General features: G+C 66.9%; 13 protein-coding genes. 7 read left to right on the top strand and 6 right to left on the bottom strand.

What is annotated here, in order from left to right; genetic code table 11:
- Positions 1 to 307 precede the first annotated feature (307 nt).
- Genes NM962_08300 through NM962_08290 form a run of 3 tightly spaced genes read left to right on the top strand, consistent with a single transcriptional unit; the run spans position 308 to position 3,714 of the window.
- Positions 308 to 2,407 carry an elongation factor G-like protein EF-G2 gene (locus NM962_08300; protein UVO14039.1) on the top strand — a complete coding sequence of 700 codons (2,100 nt, stop codon included), beginning with the start codon at positions 308 to 310 and terminating at the stop codon, positions 2,405 to 2,407.
- Positions 2,408 to 2,427: 20 nt separating this feature from the next.
- Positions 2,428 to 2,910, top strand: coding sequence for a hypothetical protein (locus NM962_08295; protein ID UVO14038.1), 483 nt, complete (start codon positions 2,428 to 2,430; stop codon positions 2,908 to 2,910).
- A 30-nt stretch (positions 2,911 to 2,940) separates the two neighbouring features.
- Complete coding sequence (locus NM962_08290; protein ID UVO14037.1) at positions 2,941 to 3,714, top strand: L,D-transpeptidase; 774 nt, start codon at positions 2,941 to 2,943, stop codon at positions 3,712 to 3,714.
- Positions 3,715 to 3,798: 84 nt separating this feature from the next.
- Here the strand turns inward: NM962_08290 and NM962_08285 are convergent, their stop codons facing one another.
- From NM962_08285 to NM962_08270, 4 genes are all read right to left on the bottom strand, one after another.
- Positions 3,799 to 3,975, bottom strand: coding sequence for a hypothetical protein (locus NM962_08285; protein ID UVO14036.1), 177 nt, complete (start codon positions 3,973 to 3,975; stop codon positions 3,799 to 3,801).
- A 343-nt stretch (positions 3,976 to 4,318) separates the two neighbouring features.
- Positions 4,319 to 7,834, bottom strand: coding sequence for a carboxylic acid reductase (locus NM962_08280; protein UVO14035.1), 3,516 nt, complete (start codon positions 7,832 to 7,834; stop codon positions 4,319 to 4,321).
- Positions 7,835 to 7,987: 153 nt separating this feature from the next.
- Positions 7,988 to 10,072, bottom strand: coding sequence for an acyltransferase (locus tag NM962_08275; GenBank protein UVO14616.1), 2,085 nt, complete (start codon positions 10,070 to 10,072; stop codon positions 7,988 to 7,990).
- 146 nt (positions 10,073 to 10,218) lie between these two features.
- Complete coding sequence (locus NM962_08270) at positions 10,219 to 11,019, bottom strand: rhomboid family intramembrane serine protease (protein ID UVO14034.1); 801 nt, start codon at positions 11,017 to 11,019, stop codon at positions 10,219 to 10,221.
- Positions 11,020 to 11,084: 65 nt separating this feature from the next.
- Between NM962_08270 and NM962_08265 the strand changes: the two genes are divergently transcribed.
- Positions 11,085 to 11,726 (top strand): methyltransferase domain-containing protein, encoded by a 642-nt coding sequence (locus tag NM962_08265; protein ID UVO14033.1) that lies wholly within the window; start codon positions 11,085 to 11,087, stop codon positions 11,724 to 11,726.
- A gap of 53 nt (positions 11,727 to 11,779) precedes the next feature.
- Positions 11,780 to 12,223, top strand: coding sequence for a hypothetical protein (locus NM962_08260; protein UVO14032.1), 444 nt, complete (start codon positions 11,780 to 11,782; stop codon positions 12,221 to 12,223).
- 90 nt (positions 12,224 to 12,313) lie between these two features.
- Here NM962_08260 and NM962_08255 read toward each other — a convergent pair whose 3' ends face one another.
- Positions 12,314 to 13,726, bottom strand: a complete 1,413-nt coding sequence (locus NM962_08255) for a PE-PPE domain-containing protein (protein ID UVO14031.1) — start codon at positions 13,724 to 13,726, stop codon at positions 12,314 to 12,316.
- A gap of 136 nt (positions 13,727 to 13,862) precedes the next feature.
- On the bottom strand, positions 13,863 to 14,480 hold the full coding sequence (locus NM962_08250; protein ID UVO14030.1) for a TetR/AcrR family transcriptional regulator: 618 nt from the start codon (positions 14,478 to 14,480) through the stop codon (positions 13,863 to 13,865).
- 123 nt (positions 14,481 to 14,603) lie between these two features.
- On the opposite strand from NM962_08250, the gene NM962_08245 reads away from it, so the two are divergent.
- Together NM962_08245 and NM962_08240 are read left to right on the top strand one after the other, a co-directional pair.
- A complete protein-coding gene (locus tag NM962_08245) occupies positions 14,604 to 15,059 on the top strand; it encodes an MmpS family protein (protein UVO14029.1) in 456 nt (151 codons plus the stop codon).
- Positions 15,056 to 18,040 (top strand): RND family transporter, encoded by a 2,985-nt coding sequence (locus NM962_08240; protein UVO14028.1) that lies wholly within the window; start codon positions 15,056 to 15,058, stop codon positions 18,038 to 18,040. The genes NM962_08245 and NM962_08240 overlap by 4 nt, the downstream gene beginning before the upstream one ends.
- The last annotated feature ends 66 nt before the right edge of the window (positions 18,041 to 18,106 follow it).

Below are 18,106 nucleotides of genomic sequence, written 5' to 3'. Positions count from 1 at the left end.
GGCACCGTTACCAGCGCCGCGGTGGCGATCGCAGCGGTCGTCACGCTGAGCAGCCGCCACCGTCCGGGGCGATGCGCTCTGCTCATACGTCATACCTCCTGCAGTCAGGGCCACGGTCCAGGCGTCGTTGACCCGGCACGTCCCGGGACATCGCAGACGCTGGACTCGCGAAACAAGAATGCCCAGCTTACCGGAACCGCCAGTCCGGCTGGCAAACGCTATACGCCAGCAGGGCAAACGCCCTCAGGGTGCAACTCTTGTGCTCAGCGCCAGTTGAGGGAAGGCTGAACTCTGCGAGGAGGCTCCCATGGCAGACAAGACCGGGACTTCGCGGGGCGGCGCTGCTGCCCCGACCGCGGCCACACCGGCCGCCATCCGCAATGTCGTTCTGGTCGGTCCGCCCGGCTCCGGAAAAACCACGCTGGTCGAGGCGATGTTGGTGGCCGCCGGGGTGTTGCCTCGAGCCGGTTGCATCGCCGATGGCAGCACAGTCTGCGACTACGACGACGCGGAGCTCCGTCAGCAGCGCTCGGTCGGAGTCGCATGCGCCTCGCTGGCGCACAACGGTGTCAAGGTCAACCTGATCGACACCCCGGGCTACGCCGACTTCGTGGGAGAACTGCGCGCCGGGCTGCGGGCCGCCGACTGTGCGCTGTTCGTGATCGCGGCCAATGAAGACGTCGACGACGCGACCGGCGCGCTGTGGCAGGAATGCAGCCGGGTCGCCATGCCGCGTGCGGTCGTCGTCACGAAGCTGGACCACGCACGTGCCGACTTTCCGGCCCGCCTGGCCGGCGCCCGGGCGGCGTTCGGCGACACCGTGCTGCCGCTGTATCTACCCGCGCCTGGCGAGAGCGCAGGCCTGATCGATCTGTTGGCGGCCGAGCCCGGCGCCGAGCAGCAGCGTGGCGCGCTGATCGAGGCGATCATCGAGGAGTCGGAAGACGAGTCGCTGCTGGACCGCTACCTGGGCGGGGAGCGTATCGACCCGACGGTGCTCACCACCGATCTGGAACGCGCCGTGGCGCGCGGTTCATTCTTCCCGGTCATCCCGGCGTGCAGCGTCACCGGCATCGGCGTGCCCGAACTGCTTGAGGTCATCACGACCGGCTTCCCCGCGCCGCCGGAACATCCGCTTCCGGAGGTGTTCAACCCGAACGGTGTGGCGCGCACCGGACTCAGTTGCGACCCGGATGGGCCGCTGCTGGCCGAAGTCGTGCGGACGACATCGGATCCCTATCTGGGCCGAGTCAGCCTGGTGCGGGTGTTCTCCGGAACCATCAAGCCCGACAGCGGAATCCACGTCAGCGGTCATTGCGCGGGTTTCTTCGGCGCTGGTACCGGTCGCTGCGACCACGACGAAGACGATCGGATCGGGACCCTAGCGTTTCCGCTCGGCAGACAACAGCGCCCGGCCACGGTCGTGATGGCCGGGGACATCTGCACCATCGGCCGCCTCAGCCATGCCGAGACCGGAGACACCTTGTCGGGCAAGGACGAACCGCTGGTGTGCAAACCGTGGTCGATGCCGGATCCGCTTCTGCCCGTGGCGGTCATTCCGCACGCCAAGACCGACGAGGACAAGCTTGCGGTCGGGCTGGCCCGGCTGGCCGCCGAGGACCCCAGCCTGCGCATCGAGCGGAACCCGGAAACCCATCAGACCGTGCTGTGGTGCATGGGTGAAGCACACTCCGGGATCGTGCTCGACGCGCTGGCTCACCGCTATGCGGTATCGGTGGACACGGTCGGACTGCGGGTGGCACTGCGAGAGACGTTCGCCACCAAGGCCAAAGGCCACGGCCGTCATGTCAAGCAGTCCGGAGGACACGGCCAATACGCGATCTGCGACATCGAAGTGGAGCCGGTGACGCAAGGAGCCGGCTTCGGGTTCGTCGACCGCGTGGTCGGCGGGGCCGTGCCCCGCCAGTTCATTCCCAGCGTGGAGAAGGGTATTCGCGCCCAGATGGAGCGTGGGCTGACCGGCGACGCCGGCGGCGGGTATCCGGTGGTCGACATCCGGGTCACCCTGATCGACGGCAAGGCGCACAGCGTCGACTCCTCGGACTTTGCCTTCCAGATGGCAGGCGCAGCCGCACTCCGTGATGCCGCGACCAACGGGACCGTGCGACTGCTCGAGCCGATCGACGACGTGACCGTGCTGATACCCGACGAACTGGTCGGCGCGGTGATGGGCGATCTGTCCGCCCGCCGCGCCCGGGTGCTGGGCAGCGATAAAGTCGGCGCCGACCGCACCTGCGTGAAGGCCGAAGTACCGCAGACCGAGCTCGTCCGGTACGCGGTCGACCTGCGATCGTTGACCCACGGCGCCGGTTCGTTCACCCGCGGCTTCGCCCGCTACGAACCGCTGTCGGAGTCGGCGGCCGCGCACGCCGCCAGCACCGCCTGATCGCCGCAGAGAGGACGTTCATGTCGACAATCGCCGGGTTGCCCGCACACGTCCTGCTGCTGCACGTGGTGGTCTCGCTGGTCCCGCTGACCGCGGTCCTGCTGATCGTGTGTGCGGTATGGCCGGCGGCCCGACGGCGATTGGTCTGGCTGATCGTGACATTTTCCGCCGTCACGCTGCTCGTGACGCCGCTCACGGTCACCGCTGGCGAGTGGCTGGCCGACACCGGCAAGGTCGCCCCGTCGCCCAAGCTGGACGCACACATGGCCGCCGGCGAGTACGGCCTCTATATGGCGTTGGGCCTTGCGGTCGCCGCGGCATTGCTGGCCGGTTTGCACGTGGCGCTGTCGCGCGGTAGCAACGTCGGTTCACTGCTGCGGCTGGGAGTCGTCACCGTGGTGATCGCGCTGGCCGGCGGGTCGATGTTCGCGATCCACACCATCGGCTCGACCGGGACCGAGGCGGCGTGGGGAGACCTGCTCAGCGCGTCGCAGGACGGCTAAACCTGCGCTGACGGCGCTGCTGTTGGCACAATGGACGGCATGCGCAACGTGAGGCGGGGAATTGTGGCGATTGCCGGGTCGGTGGCCCTGGCTCTCGGGTCTATAGGGGTGACGGCCGGAATCAGCGAAGCGGCTCAGAGTTCACCGGCACCGGGACTGGCCGTCGCGGCGATCGAGCCGGCCGCCGGCTCGGTCGTGGGGGTGGCCTACCCGGTGATCGTGACATTCAACGGACCGGTTGGGAACCGGGCGGCCGCCGAACGCGGGATCCACATCAACTCCACGGGCAACAATGCCGGTCATTTTGAATGGACAAGCAGCGATGTCGTGCAGTGGGTCCCGGACGGCTACTGGTCACCGCACAGCAAGATCAGCGTCGACGCCCACGGGATGTCAACGGGCTTCGAGACCGGCGACGCGGTCGTGGGACTCGCCGACATCTCCGACCACACCTTTACCGTCAGTGTCAACGGCGAGATCCAGCGGATCATGGCTGCGTCCATGGGTAAACCCAAGCGCCCCACGCCAATCGGTTCCTTCACCGCTTTGTCGAAAGAGCGCACCATCAAGTTCGATTCGCGCACAATCGGCATCCCGCTCAATGACCCGGAGGGTTACCTGCTCAACGGCGAGTACGCCGTTCGGGTCACATGGAGCGGAGTCTACGTGCACTCCGCTCCTTGGTCGGTGGGCTCCCAGGGCTATTCGAACGTCAGCCACGGCTGCATCAACCTGAGCCCCGACGACGCCGCCTGGTACTTCAACTCCGTGCATCTGGGCGACCCAATCATCGTGCAGGCCTAGGGCTTAAGACCTGAGGCGAGCGTAGACGCGGCGATTGCTCGCCGCGTCTACGCTCGCCTTGGCCTCGGCCCGGGACGCACCGCGTCAGCAGGCGCCGAGCACCGCTGTGGGCATGTGCGCCACGTAGCGCTGAGCACGCTGCTCGCGACGCATTTCGCGACGGGCGGCCATGCGGTTGCGCAGCCGGTTCACCATGCGATCTCCCGCCTGGTGGTTCGTCGAGCCGTCGAGAGCCAGAACACTGATGGTGATGAAAGCCATGATTTTCTCCTGCCGGGAAACTCACCGGCCGGCACAACCCCTTACGGGTCGGCGGAACTCGTGGTTCAGGCTTTGGAAAATACGTTAGCGGAGGCGCCGGAACCGGTGAGGAACAAATCGATCGTGGAACACGGATACGGATGCGGACCGTCACTAGAACTCACTTCGCCCTCACCCCCTTCCGGTCGGGACACACGGGCATGTCGTGGCATTGTCCACCATGGTGGCATCGAAATACGGGACCGTCAACCGCAAACGGGTCGCGACGGTGCCGGCCGCCTAACTGGCGGCGACCAATACCGTCCCGAAACCCATTCGCGGCTAGCGCTATTCAGCGCTTCGTTCAGAGCAGCCCGAGCAGTTGCAGATCGGTGACGTACTTGACGATCACCGCCGGCGTGACATGCGGGATGTCGGGATGCTCGGGGTCAGGCCCGATCCCGGCCGACTGCACCGCAGCCCGGAACCTATCCGTCGGCGCGATCGACCCGCAGATCGGCGGCTGCGGCTTTTGGTAGTTGTGCAGCAGCGGAAGCAGCGACGCCTGGCGCTGGTTTTCCGGCAGCGCGCGCAGGGTGGTCTCGAACCGCTGCAACCAGTCGCCGTAGTCGGCGATCCGCCGGATCGGGTAACCGGCTTCGATCAGCCAGTCGACGAATTCGTCCATCCCCAGACCGTCGTCGTACGGGTTCATCACGTGATAGGTGGTGAACCCGCCGCTCGCGAAGGCTCCGAGCGCCGTGGATGCCTCGGCGATGAACTCCACCGGCAGGCCGTCGTAGTGCGCGCGCTGCCGCTGACCGTCAGCGCTGAGCTCGTAGAACGAACCGGGCGCCACACCGGCCGCCACCAGGCTGAACATCATCCGGGTGAACATGTCGGGCAGGTTCAGCTGGCCGGCGTAACTGGTGTCGGCCAGGATCATGTCGCAGCGGAACACCGCGACCGGCAGGCCGCACAAGTCGTTGGCCTCACGCAACAGCACCTCGCCGGCCCATTTACTGGTGCCGTAACCGTTGGCGTAGCCGTCGTTGATCGCCCGGACCGCACTCATCACCCGGACGTCGGCGTCCTCGGTGAACTTGCCCAGCGGAATCTGGTCACCCACACCAATTGTGGAGAAGTAGGTGAACGGCTTGATCTTGCTGGTGAGCGCTACCCGGATCAGCTCGGCGGTGCCGAGCGCGTTCGGCCCGAACAGCTCGCGGTAGGGCAGCACGTGGTTAACCAGCGCCGCCGGGTCGACGATCACGTCCACGGTGTCCGCCAGCCGCTGCCAAACCTCTTGGTCCAAACCAAGATTCGCCTCGCCCTTGTCGCCCGCGATGACCTCGAGATGCTTGGCGGCCAGTTCGGTGTAGCGGGCCAGCAGCTGTTCGTCTCCGCTGTCGAAGACGTTGTCCAACCGGCGGCGGGCATCCTCGTCGGACTTGCCACGCACCAGGCAGATCAGTTTTCCGTCCACCGGGGCCAGCCGCTGCAACCACTCCAGCGCCAGGTAGCGGCCGAGGAAGCCGGTCGCGCCGGTCAACAGCACGGTGCGCACCTGCTCGGAGGGGCCGGGCAGTGACGGTGCCGCGGCCAAGGTCGCCTCGTCGAGGAATTTGTCCAGGGTCAGGTCGGCCGCAGCCACTTCGACCGCGTCGCGGCCGTGCACCGAGGCGAAGCTGGGCCGTCTGGAGCCGCTCCGCTCGGCGGTGATGTAGTCGGCGATCGCCGCTAAATCGTTGGCCGGGCTGACGATCACGCCCACCGGCACGTCGACGTCGAAGATGTCACGCAGCAGGTTGCCGAACGTCAGCGCCGACAGGGAGTCCCCACCCAGGTCGGTGAAGTGGGCCTCTGGGGCCAAGTCGCCGGCCGAGGCCCCCAACAGTGCTGCTGCGGCGCGACTGACGGTCTCCAGCGCGGGGCGCTGCGCCCCATGTTGACGCAGTTCGCTCAACTCACTGGCCTGCCCCTGCGCCAGCTCGGCGTAGCGGCGCTCAAGGCGATCGCCGTAGTGCGCCTTCAGCTTCGGCCAGGCCAGCTTGCGGATCCCCGTCAGCAGTCCGTTCTCCAGCGTGAACGGCTCGGTCTCGACGATGAAGTCACGCGGAACTTCGTAGGACTGCAGGTCGGCGTCTTTGGCCACCTGCTGCAGCGACTCGGCGATACCGGCCTTGAGGGCGGCCTCGGATTCAAAGCGCGCCGCAGCTTCCGGGGTCGGGACCACCACGGCCAGAAGGTAGGGCTGAGCACTGTTGCCGTAGACGTAGATTTGGCGCACCAGCGGGCTGTTGCCGAACACCGCCTCCAGCTTTGCCAGGGTGACGAACTCGCCCTGGGCCAGCTTGAGCACGTTGTTGCGCCGGTCGACGTAGACCAGGCGGTCCGGTTCGATCTCGGCTACCACGTCGCCGGTCCGGTAGTAGCCGTCGACGTCGAACACCTCGGCGGTCACCTCAGGACGCTTGTAGTAGCCGGGGAACAGGTTCTCGGTCTTGAGCAGCAGTTCACCGCGCGGGTGTGGGGTGTCGGTGCCGAAGTAGCCCAGGTCCGGCACATCGACCAGCTTGTAGTCGAGAACCGGCGGCCGCTGCACTTCGCCGTCGAAGAGCACCATGCCCGCTTCGGTGGAGCCGTAGCCGTTGAGCACGTGCTGCTCGGTGAGCTGATCGACCCAAGACCGCAGCTCATCGGAGATCGGCGCCGAGCCGGTCATCGCGAACACGCACCGCCCGCCGAGCAGCTCGGCGCGCATCTGCGCCAAGACCTGAGCTTCGGCGGCGGCCCGGTCTGCGCTCACACCGTCGACTTCGCTGCGGAAGTGCTGGTAGAGCATCTCCCAGATCCGGGGGACGAAGTTCAGTTCGGTCGGACGAACCAGGGCGAGGTCTTCGAGGAAGGTGGACAGATCGCTGCGTGCGCTGAAGTAGGCGGTACCGCCGTTACCCAAGGTGCCGTACAAGATGCCGCGGCCCATGATGTGGCTCATCGGCATGAAGTTCAGCGTGATCGAGACGGCAGTCGGGCCGAACCAGTTCTTGGTCGACCGCACCCACATCCGGGCCACGTTGCTCTCCGGGTACATCGCACCCTTGGGGGCGCCGGTGCTGCCCGAGGTGTAGACCAGCAATGCCAGCGGGTTGGCGTCGTCGCCGAAGTCCGGTAGGTCCGCCAAAGACAGCGCGTGACCGCGGGTCAACAGATGCGACAGCGGCTCGACAACCACCTCGACGCCGGCCAGTCGCGCCCGCGCATCGGCAAGCGCCTCGCGGTGGTCGTCGACCTGCTCGTGGTAGTCGAAGACCACCAGGCGGGTGGGGGCCGGGCCCGTCCGCACCAGCTCGACCGCATCGGGCAGCGAGTCGACGCTGGCAGCGATGACCCGGGGCTCGGTCTCGGTCACGATCGGCACCAACGTGCTGATCGCCGCCGAGGTCTGCAGCGGCACTGAAACAGCGCCGATCTGGCCCAGCGCCACGTCGATGACGGTGTAGTCGACACTGGTGAACCCCAGCACCGCAACCCGGTCCCCGGGCCGCACCGCGCCGGCGGACAGGGCGGCGGCAGCGGCTCGGACTCGCTCCCCCAGCTCGCCGTAGGTGATGGTCTCGTAGTGCGGTAGCAGTGCGGCAGCGGTACGGCCGGTGGCCGGATCGGTGACGTACTCGACCGCACGCTGGCCGAGCGCCGGGCGCTCGGCGTAACCGTGGAAGACGGTCCGGACGATCTGGGCCAGCCGCGACTGTCCTTCGACAGCGGCGGCGACGGCCGGGTCGGGACGGGCAGCGGCGAACTGCGGGTCGGTGGCGACTAGATCGGTGATGTGGCGGGCGAGTTGCTCCTCGTCAGCTGTGGTGGAAACAGTGGGCATGTTCAAACCTCTGATGAATATCTCGCGAAAGTTGACTTTTTTGGCTTTCAAGGGCGCGGTCTGCGCCGATGTAAACTACGTTAGCAAAACTAACTTAATTGAGGATGCCTGAACGGGTGTGACGTTGCACTCACGGCTGTTTGCCAGTGAGGGTCAGCTCAGCGATTCCTCCAGCCACGGGAGCAGCCACTTGACCCCTTCGGGCGTGAGGTGAATACCGTCGCTACGGACCTTGATGCCGTCGACTTTGGCGGTGTAGGTGCCGGCCGGCCCCAGCTTCTTGTTCAGGTCCATCACCGTGACGGCACTCCGCCCGGAGACTTCCCGGCGTAGCAGGGCGTTCCAGCGGTCCACGCGCTCCGGATTGTCCTCGGGCCACAGACTGCCGTCGGGCCGCTCGCCGTAACGGCTGTAGGGCACGGTCGTCACCACGACCCGGCTGCCGGCGGACTCCAGCACGTCGAGCGCACGGCGGAGCTCCGCGGTCAGATACGCGTCGAAGGTCGGGTCGCCGATGTGCGACCACTGGCCCTCGTTGACCCGGTCCACGGTCTCCCAGCGGCCGACGAACAACAACACGACGTCGGGCTGGTCGGCCTTGACCTGCCGAGTCCAGCGGGCCGGCCATCCGTCACACTCCTTGCCCTGATCGATGGTCTTGCCGGCCCAGCGGTACGGGCCGGCTCGCACGATGCTGCAGCCGACGACGGTGTGATCGATGAAGTCGTAGCCGGGCGTGTCCGGCAGATAGTGCATCAGGGTCCAGCCGATCGAATCACCGAACACCGACACGGTGCGCGGCCGATTCGGGTCGTGCCGCACGGGCTGCGGTCGTGGCTTCTTGGAATCCGAAAGCCGCGACGGAGGCTGCGGGGGTGAGGAGGATACCGCCGCGGCCGCAGCCACGTCCGGGGACACACCGTTTTCGGCCGAGGGCAGCTCAACGACCGGGACCACCAGCAACGTGACCGCCACCGCCGTGCCGCTGACGGCCGCCCCCAGCGGCAGCAGCGACACCCGCGCGGGCCGCCACTGGCGGATCGGTTCCTCGAAGGCCCACCACGACACCGCCGCCAGCACCAGCGTCGCGGCGCACCGCACGCCGAACAGCGCCCACCCCGACCATCCAGTGCGCTGGCCGTTGAGGACCAGAAACACCGGCCAGTGCCACAGGTACACGCCGTAGGAGATGGTCCCCAGCCAGACCAGCGGAGACCAGGCCAACGCCCGGGCCAGCAGGCCGCTCTGGTGCAGGGCCACCGGGGCGATCACCGCGATCGCCGCGACGGCCACCAGGGTGAGCAGGCCGCCATGGAACTCCGCGGCGGTACCGGTGGCCCGGTGGACCGCCATCGCCAGCACGGCCAGGCCGGCCAGCGGCAGCAGACGGGCGACCCACAGCGAGCGGCGGCTCCGCACCACCGACCAGCCGGCGGTCAGCGCCGGCCAGTCCCCCACCAGCAGAGCCGCGGCCGCGGCACCGATCAGCAGAGCCTGCGCGCGAGTGTCGGTGCCGAAATAGACGCGATCGCGGGTGGCTTCCGAGGCCAGCATCTCTGCGGCAGTCGCCGACGCCGCTGCCCCCGCGCTGGCCAACAGGAAAACCGTCAGTCGCACCCCGCCGACGGTGGCCCACCCGCCGCGGCGCCGGGCGCGGGCCCCTAACAGCAACGCGATCGCGATCAGCAGCAGCGGCCAGAGGAAGTAGTACTGCTCCTCGACGCCCAGCGACCAAGTGTGCTGCAGCGGCGACGGAGTGCCGGCCTCGGTGAAGTAGTCCGTGTTCTGAGCGACGAACCGCCAGTTGGCCACCCAGAAGAAGGCGGCGATCGCATCCTCGCGCAGACCCACCACCGCCTCCGACGGCAGGAGCTCGTGGGCGATCGCGACGGTCAGCACCATGAGCACCAGAGCCGGCAACAACCGGCGGATGCGCCGGATCCAGAACCCGGTGAGGTCGATGCGGCCGGTCCGACCCAGCTCGTCGACCAGCAGCGAGGTGATCAGGAATCCACTGAGCACAAAGAACAGGTCCACACCCAGGAACCCACCCGAGAGCCCGGGGATGCCACCGTGGTCGGCCAACACCAACGCGACGGCCAGCGCGCGCAGACCGTCCAGGGCATGAATGCCCGGACGTCGTCGCTCCCGCCGAACCCGGTCCGCGGCGCGCGCGGTGGTCAACCGGGCGGCACGCGGGGCCGGCGCAACCCAACGGGATTTACCCGAAGTGCGCATCGAGGTGGCCCGGCGAGTCCGGTTCCCGGCCGGTCGACTCATGTCATCTTGGTCGCCGTTGGCGCCGATTGGTCGATCCTCTCGCTGGTGGACCACCGAAAGCTTAGGGGGCGAGCAGGCGTCTCAGCCGGATGACACGCTCGCGATCAGTAGACCAATTCGGCAGTGCGCCACCAGATCAGCGCGATGAACAGCGCCAACAGCGCAAGGCTGGCCACCGCCTGAATCCGGGTCCGGTTCGCCTGCGGCGGATAGACGTAGGCGAACGCGACCAGCACCCCGGTGATCAGACCACCGACGTGTCCCTGCCAGCTGATGTGCGGAATGGTGAAGGTGAAGATCAGGTTGACCACGATCACCGCGCCCACCGCACGGACATCCATCCGCAGCCGGCGTCCGATGACCAGCGTGGCGCCGAACAAGCCGAAGATGGCGCCCGAAGCGCCGGCGGTCGCGGTGGTGATCGGCGCCAACAGATACACGGCAACCGAGCCGCCCAGCGCGCTGAGCAGGTAGAGCGCGCTGTATCGCACCCGGCCGAGCAGGCCTTCGAGTTCGGGGCCCACCACGTACAGCGCCCACATGTTGAGCAGCAGGTGCATCGGGCCGTAGTGCAGGAACGCCGACGTCAGCAGGCGGTAGATCTGCCCGTCGGCCACCGCCGGTGTCCAGAGCACCAACTCGGACTCGATCTCATGCGACGCCATCTGCGCGATGAAGGCCAGCACACTCAGCGCGATCAGCCCGTAGGTGACCACCGGTGTTCCCGCGGCGGCGCGGACCAGTGGCCGCGCCGCCCGGCGCACCGGCGTTCCGCCCGCCTGGGCGCACTCCACGCAATGCTGGCCGACGGCGGCGCTGCGCATGCAGTCGCCACAGATGTAGCGATCACAGCGGGTACAGCGCAGCGCGGTGGCCCGATCGGGATGCCGGTAGCAGACGGTCATGGCTATACCCTCTCAGAACCCTCTCAGAGCACTTGTTCCCGAGTGCTGCCGGTAGATTTCAGACCATGTCGTCTCAAGCTCCGCGCCAAGCGTTCAATGACGTCGTCACCCGATTTTGGAGCTTCGCCGCTCCGGCCTATGACGCCCGATTTCTGCAACGTTGGGTCTATCGTCCCGCCCAGGACGAGCTGATCGCCGCACTGCGGTCGCACAAGCCGGCCCGGGTGGCCGATATCGCCTGCGGCACCGGCATCCTGGCCGACCGCATCGAACGTGAACTGTCCCCAGCCGCGGTCTACGGGGTGGACATGTCCGACGGCATGCTCAACGAGGCACGGGAACGCTCGTCGCGCGTGCAGTGGCTGACCGGGCCCGCCGAACAGCTGCCGTTTGAAGACGACGCGCTCGATGCGGTGGTCACCAGCTCCGCGTTTCACTTCTTCAACCAGCCGGCCGCGGTGCGCGAGTTCCACCGCGTATTGGCGCCGGGCGGGATGGCCGCGGTCACGGCGATGAGCCCCCGCCTGTCCGACCCGCTCAAGGCGCTGACCGGGATCCGGTGGAACCCGGCGCGGCAGCCGACGCCCAGTGAGATGCGCACGCTGTTCACCGACGCCGGTTTCACCGTTCCCGACCAGCATCGCGTGGCGCGTCCGGCCTGGACGCTGGTCGTTTCGGATCTGATCACGGTCGGCGTCAAACCGTAAACGGCAGGCGACGAGCCGTCCTCTGCGATTCCTCCCCGGTACCTTCGTTAGGTATGAGATCGATGAAGCTGGCCGGGACGACGGCGCTCGCGCTGGCAACCTGGTGCACCGCGGCCGGGATCGCCGGGGCTGAGCCGGCCCCTCCTCCCCCGCCCGCGCCTAAGCAGGTTATCGACGGCGATGGCACCTTCGCGGTCGGCAAGGACATCGTGCCGGGCACCTACCGCTCCGACGGCCCGCGTGACGGCGCGGCCTGCTACTGGCGCCGTATCGGCGGCGACAAGACCCTCGACAGCGCGATGACCAAGAAGTCACAGGTCGTGCTGATCGAGCCGAGCGACACCGCGTTCCGGACCGACCGCTGCCAGACCTGGCAGCTGACCGAATGCCCGCCCACCTGTGCACCGGTGCCCCAGCAATCGGTGGGCCTGCCGGACGTCTTGAAGGGCTTCGTGCCGCAGGCTCGGCCGCCAGCCCCCGCTCCCAGCGGCGGCTAGGCCCCGCCCCACCCGCGAAATTAGAATCTCACGACGGGACACGCCGTGGACGCGTCGCCGAAGTCCGACTCGGACGGGCGGGTTTTCGGCTCAGAACAGACCCTGCAGGGTGCTGCTGATCGACGAGAGGGTCTCCTGCAGCACCATGAGGTCGATGCCGGCGGCCAGGGTGAGCAGCCCGGTATCGGCGGCCAACGGCAGGCCGATGGCGTCGATCGGATTGCTGAGGTTCTCGGTGAACAGGCTGATGTCGTAGGCGGGCATGTTGACCAGCAACGAGGTCAGGATGTCGGCCTGCGGCAACAATGTCGCGTAGCCCTGCGAGAACGCCGACGTCAGACCGTTGACGATGTCGGTGAAGCTCGGCAGGGCACCACCGGCGCCGCTTCCCGCCAGCAGACCGGCGAACAGCCCCGACGCATCGGCCGTGGCCGCCGGGTGCTCCAGATCGTTGACGAACGCCTGGAAGCCCTGCTGCAAGGCGGGGCCCATATTGTTCAGCGCCGTCATCAGCTGGTCGGTCGAAGGGAACAGCCCGAACGTGGTGGGCACATTGGCCTGCCCGACATCCCAGCCCTCGTTGTCGGGGTTGTCGTAGCCCAGGTTCACGATCTGGGTCAACGCCGGGTTCAGCAGGTCCACCAGCGGCTTGCCGATCAACGGGATGCCCTCGAACAACCGCAGCAGCGGCAGCACCTGACCGTCAGCCATCGGCACCATGTAGTAGGTGGTGTTGCCGTCATAGCCGGCGGTGGTGGGCAGCTGGATGGCGTTGTCGATCTGGCCGGGGGTCAGATCCCGGTAGGTGGGGTGGACGAACTCGATGCCCAGGAACGCGTTGAGGTCGGACAGGAAGTTCAGGGTGTACTTCGGGAAGTCGGCGAAGCCGTCGTACTCCTGGGTGTAGATGGTGGTGTCGTAGATGGTGTCCGGCGGGGTGGCGCCGCTGAAGGTGATGCCCAGCGCCGGCAGGCTCAGTCCCTCGAAGCGCTCCAGCAGTCCGCCGTCGGGGTTGCTGGGGTCACCGACCAGCACGAACTTGACCGCGTTGGCATCGACACCGTCGGCCTCCAGATTCGGCATCACCATGCCGGAGATCGTGGAACTCTGCGATTCGCCGAACACGGCGACGGTGTTGCCGGCGGCGACCTGATTCTCGATGTCGGCGGTCAGGATGGTGGTGCCCTGCGCGAACGAGGTATCGAACGGCAGGCTCTTGACGCCGGTGTAGATCGGCGACCCGCCCTCGGGGGTGAAAACTCCCTGTGAGACCGCACCGGGCAGGATCCGCTGTATGTAGGCATTGGCGCCGTCGATGTAGTCCTGCGACGGAATCGGTGTGCCGGTGCCGCCGACGACCAGGCCCACATCTTGGCCGGCGGTCAGCTGCACCGCGCGTAACACCAGCTCAGGACCAGCCGTCGCCACTGGCGTCGCGGCAAGCAGTCCGGCACTGATCAGGGTGATACCGGCGGTGGCATAGGGACGAAGCGCTGTATTCATGGCATGTCCTCGGGACGCGAGAGAAGAGCTCGATATCAAAAGCGTATGGCCGCTTGAGCTGAGCATTCAATGAAAATTGCCTGTAAGTCGCGCGGGATACCACCGCTGCCACGGACAGGTCCCGATGGCCTTCAGCTCAGACGCGTTCGGCCTCGGCCAGCAGCAGTGTGGCGCCGTCAACCAGTGTTCCGATCACCTGGTCGGTGCTGAAATCACTGAGCCACAGATTCGGGGCGTCGGTGCGGTGCAGCATCGCGACGCCGTGCAATGCCACCGACAACGCCGCGGCGATCCGGTCCGAATCGGGATCCGAGTCCGAATCCGGCGTCTCGCCCCGGCACGCCAGCAACCCTCGGGTTACGACGGCCAGCGCCCGGCGGGCCGCCGGCGGGGCGTGACCGTCCTGGGTCATCAGCGCGTAGCGCAGCGGATGGCGCTGCGCGAATGACACATACACCCGACAGCCGATGAGCAGGCGTTGCCGCGGGTCAGTGGCCTGCTGGACGTGCTCGGCGATCTCGTCGGAGACCTGAACCCAGCTCGATTCGGCGACTGCCTCGAGCACCCGGTCCAGGTCGTCGAAGTGCGCGTACACCGAGGGTGCGGCGATGCCGGCCTCCCGGGCGATGCCGCGCAGCGAAACCTCGGCTTCGCTGTCTGCACCGTCGATGACCCGAACAGCGGCAGCCAGGATCTCGTCGCGCAGCAGCGCGCCGTGACCTCGCATATTGCGCCGACGAGGGGGGGTGGGCACGCGGTGATCCTAACGGTTTGTTAGTTGTCCTCACTTGCGTTCTGCATAACATCTCGCGCGCAAGTGTGAGCTGGCACTGTTTAACTTTACACTTGTTTCTTTACGGTCGTAAGGTTAACCGTCATGAGCGCAAAGAAAAAGCCGAGGGGTCTTCGCGGACCGCTCGAGCGACTGTGGATCGTGCTGGTGATCGTCCCGGTCGCCGCGATCGGCGGGCTGGTCATCTACCGGTTCCACGGCGTGTTCGGCGCGGACGGCGCGGCAGTCGCCGGCGGCACCGGTGGCGAGATCGTCTCCACAGTGCCGAAATATGTCACCTACGAGCTCTACGGCCCCGAGTCGACGTCGGGCATGGTCAGCTACGTCGACGAGCGCGCCCAGTCCCAGGAAGCCCAGTTCCACTCGCTGCCCTGGTCGCTGACGCTGACCACCACGCAACCGAGCGTGTTCGCCAACGTCATGGCCCAGGGCGACAGCCACGAGCTGGGCTGCCGGATCACCGTCAACGGCGAACTGCGCGACGAACACCAGACCGATGGCCACAGCGCCGCGACATTCTGCGTGGTGAAGGCGGCATGAGCAGCCACCACACCCCCGCCGGCGCAGGAGCTCCGTGGTTCCCGGGACTGATCCGCGTGTGTGCCATCCCGATCATCCTGTTCTGGCTTGCTGCGGCCGCCGCGACCAATCTGCTGGTGCCGCAACTGGAGGTCGTCGGCGCCCGCAACGCCGTCTCGCTCTCCCCGCAGGACGCCCCATCGGTGATCGCGATGAAGCACATCGGCGAGAAGTTCGGTGAGTTCACCAGCGACAGCGTGCTGATGATCGTGCTGGAGAGTGACGAGGCGCTCGGCGACCAGGACGGCGCCGCACACCGCTACTACGACCAGCTGGTGACGACCCTGCAGGCCGACACCACCCACGTCGAACACGTGCAGGACTTCTGGGGTGACCGGGTCACCTCGGCGGGTTCGCAGAGCGAGGACGGCCGGGCCGCCTACGTGCAGGTGCATCTGGCGGGCAACCAAGGCTCGGCGCAGGGTGTGGCATCGGTGGACGCGGTGCGCGAGATCGTCGAGGACTCCGACCCGCCGGCCGGACTGCGCGCCTACGTGACGGGCCAGGCGGCCCTGGTCGCCGACACCAACGAGGCTGGCGATGCCTCGATGGTGAAGATGACCGGTATCACCATGGCCGTCATCGCGGTGATGCTGTTGGTGGTCTACCGCTCGATCGCGACCACGCTGATCGGGCTGCTGGTGGTCGTCACCGAGATGAGCGTGGCCCGTGGGCTGATCGCGGTGCTGAGCAACTCCCACGTCTTCGCGATCTCGACATTCGTGGTCAGCATCCTCACCGCGCTGGCCATCGCGGCCGGAACCGACTACTGGATCTTTTTGATCGGCCGCTACCACGAGGCACGCAATGCCGGTGAGGAGCGCGAAACCGCCCAGAACACAACACTGTCCAGCGTCAGCCACGTCATCCTGGGCTCCGGCCTGACCATCGCCGGGGCAATGCTGTGCCTGCACTTCACCCGGCTGAACTACTTCAACACCCTGGCGGTGCCGTGCGCCCTGGGCATGTTCACCATCCTGGCGATGGGGTTGACCTTCGCTCCGGCGGTCCTTGCGGTCAGCAGCCGCTTCGGGTTGCTGGACCCCAAGCAGGTCACCAAGACCGGTGGGTGGCGCAAGGTGGGCACCGCTGTGGTGCGCTGGCCGCTGCCGATTCTGGCCGCCGCCAGTGCCGTTGCAGCCGTGGGCGTCCTGGTGCTGCCCGGCTACAAGACCAGCTACGACAACCGGCACTACATCCCCGCCGACGTGCCGTCCAACATCGGCTACGCCGCGGCCGAGAAGCACTTCAGCTCCGCGCGGATGAACCCCGACATGCTGATGGTCGAGTCCGATCACGACATGCGTAATCCCCGCGACATGCTGGTGCTGGACCGCATCGCCCGCAACATCTTCCGGGTGCCCGGCATCGAACGGGTGCAGAGCATCACTCGGCCGCTGGGCCCGCCCATGGAACACGGATCGGTGCCGTTCCAGATCAGCGCCCAGGGCGTCACGATGCGAGAAAACCTGCAGTTCCTCAAGGCCCGCCTCGACGACACCCAGACCATGGCCGACCAGCTCTCGTCGATGATCACGGTGATGGACCGGCTGCACGGCCTGACCGTGCAGCTCTCCGATGCCACGCACGGCACCGACGAGGCGACCCACGAGATGGAAGGCACCATGGCCGAGGTCCGGGACCGGATCGCCGACTTCGACGACGAGGTCCGGCCGCTGCGGAACTACTTCTATTGGGAGCCGCACTGTGTCAACATCGGCGTCTGCAACGCGTTCCGGTCGATGTTCGACGCCACCGACGGCTTCGACAAACTGGCGGAGAACACCACGGCACTGGCCGATCAGCTGGACCGGGTCGACGCGATCACGCCGGCCATCGCCGAACAGATCCCGCCGATGATCGCCATCACCACCAACATGCGCGACCTGATGTTGACCATGCACAGCAGTTTCAGCCAGGTGGTGACGCAGCTGGAGCAGATGACCGACACTGCGGCGGTGATGGGCCAGGTCTTCGACGACGCCCGCAACGACGACATGTTCTACCTGCCGCCGGAGGCGTTCGACAGTCCCGACTTTCAGCGCGGGATGGAGTTGATGATGTCGCCGGATGGCCAGGCCGCGCGCATCCTGATCACGCACGACACCGATCCGGCGACCGTCGACGGGATCTCGCACGTGGGCGCTGAGCTGCAAGCCGCTAAGGAAGCCGTCAAGGGCACGCCGCTGGCCAAGGCAAAGTTCTATCTGGGCGGCACCGCTGCCACCTACGCCGACATCCAGACCGGTGCGCACTACGACCTGCTGATCGCGGCGATCGCGGCCATCGTGTTGATCTTCGTGGTGATGCTGCTGATCACCCGGGCGCTGGTGGCCTCGATCGTGATCGTGGGGACCGTGGTGCTGTCGTTGGCCTCCTCGTTCGGGCTGTCGGTGTTGTTGTGGCAGTACGTGTTCGGTATCGAACTGCAGTGGCTGGTGATCGCGATGTCGGTGATCGTGCTGCTGGCAGTGGGGTCGGACTACAACCTGCTGGTGGTCTCGCGGATGAAGGAAGAGATCTACAGCGGTACTGCGACCGGTCTGCGCACCGGCCTGATCCGGGCGATGGGCGCCACGGGCAAGGTGGTGACGGCGGCCGGGATGGTGTTCGCCTTCACCATGATCGCCATGATCGCCAGCGACCTGCGGTCCGTCGGCCAGATCGGCACCACGATCGGACTGGGCCTGCTGTTCGACACGTTCATCGTCCGCAGCCTGATCACCCCGTCGATCGCGGCACTGCTGGGCCGGTGGTTCTGGTGGCCGATCAACGTGCACCGGCGGCCGGCCCCGGAACCGGCTGCCCACCCCGCCGAGCGTGAAGTTGGCCGCACGTCGCAGGACGAGCGTGAAGGCACCTTCACGCTCGCGCAGAAGTCGCCGGTCGTTACGCCCACACCGCCCGCCCTGACGCCGCCACCGCCCGTCCCCGCCGGCTAAGAATCTTACTGTGACGCCAAGATACTCTTATTTTTCTTAATTTGCCTGTATCGTGGGTCCCTTGCG

It is taken from the genome of Mycobacterium sp. SVM_VP21, from assembly GCA_024758765.1.
Taxonomy (GTDB): domain Bacteria; phylum Actinomycetota; class Actinomycetes; order Mycobacteriales; family Mycobacteriaceae; genus Mycobacterium; species Mycobacterium heraklionense_C.
The sequence above is the reverse complement of the archived record's forward strand: the minus strand, read 5'-3'. Positions and strand labels throughout refer to the sequence as shown.

Excerpts from the sequence above, each read along its gene's own strand:
- NM962_08300 (UVO14039.1), top strand. The coding sequence starts at position 308 with ATGGCAGACAAGACCGGGACTTCGCGGGGCGGCGCTGCTGCCCCGACC.
- NM962_08295 (UVO14038.1), top strand. The coding sequence starts at position 2,428 with ATGTCGACAATCGCCGGGTTGCCCGCACACGTCCTGCTGCTGCACGTG.
- NM962_08290 (UVO14037.1), top strand. The coding sequence starts at position 2,941 with ATGGACGGCATGCGCAACGTGAGGCGGGGAATTGTGGCGATTGCCGGG.
- NM962_08285 (UVO14036.1), bottom strand. The coding sequence starts at position 3,975 with ATGGCTTTCATCACCATCAGTGTTCTGGCTCTCGACGGCTCGACGAAC.
- NM962_08280 (UVO14035.1), bottom strand. The coding sequence starts at position 7,834 with ATGCCCACTGTTTCCACCACAGCTGACGAGGAGCAACTCGCCCGCCAC.
- NM962_08275 (UVO14616.1), bottom strand. The coding sequence starts at position 10,072 with ATGCGCACTTCGGGTAAATCCCGTTGGGTTGCGCCGGCCCCGCGTGCC.
- NM962_08270 (UVO14034.1), bottom strand. The coding sequence starts at position 11,019 with ATGACCGTCTGCTACCGGCATCCCGATCGGGCCACCGCGCTGCGCTGT.
- NM962_08265 (UVO14033.1), top strand. The coding sequence starts at position 11,085 with ATGTCGTCTCAAGCTCCGCGCCAAGCGTTCAATGACGTCGTCACCCGA.
- NM962_08260 (UVO14032.1), top strand. The coding sequence starts at position 11,780 with ATGAGATCGATGAAGCTGGCCGGGACGACGGCGCTCGCGCTGGCAACC.
- NM962_08255 (UVO14031.1), bottom strand. The coding sequence starts at position 13,726 with ATGAATACAGCGCTTCGTCCCTATGCCACCGCCGGTATCACCCTGATC.
- NM962_08245 (UVO14029.1), top strand. The coding sequence starts at position 14,604 with ATGAGCGCAAAGAAAAAGCCGAGGGGTCTTCGCGGACCGCTCGAGCGA.
- NM962_08240 (UVO14028.1), top strand. The coding sequence starts at position 15,056 with ATGAGCAGCCACCACACCCCCGCCGGCGCAGGAGCTCCGTGGTTCCCG.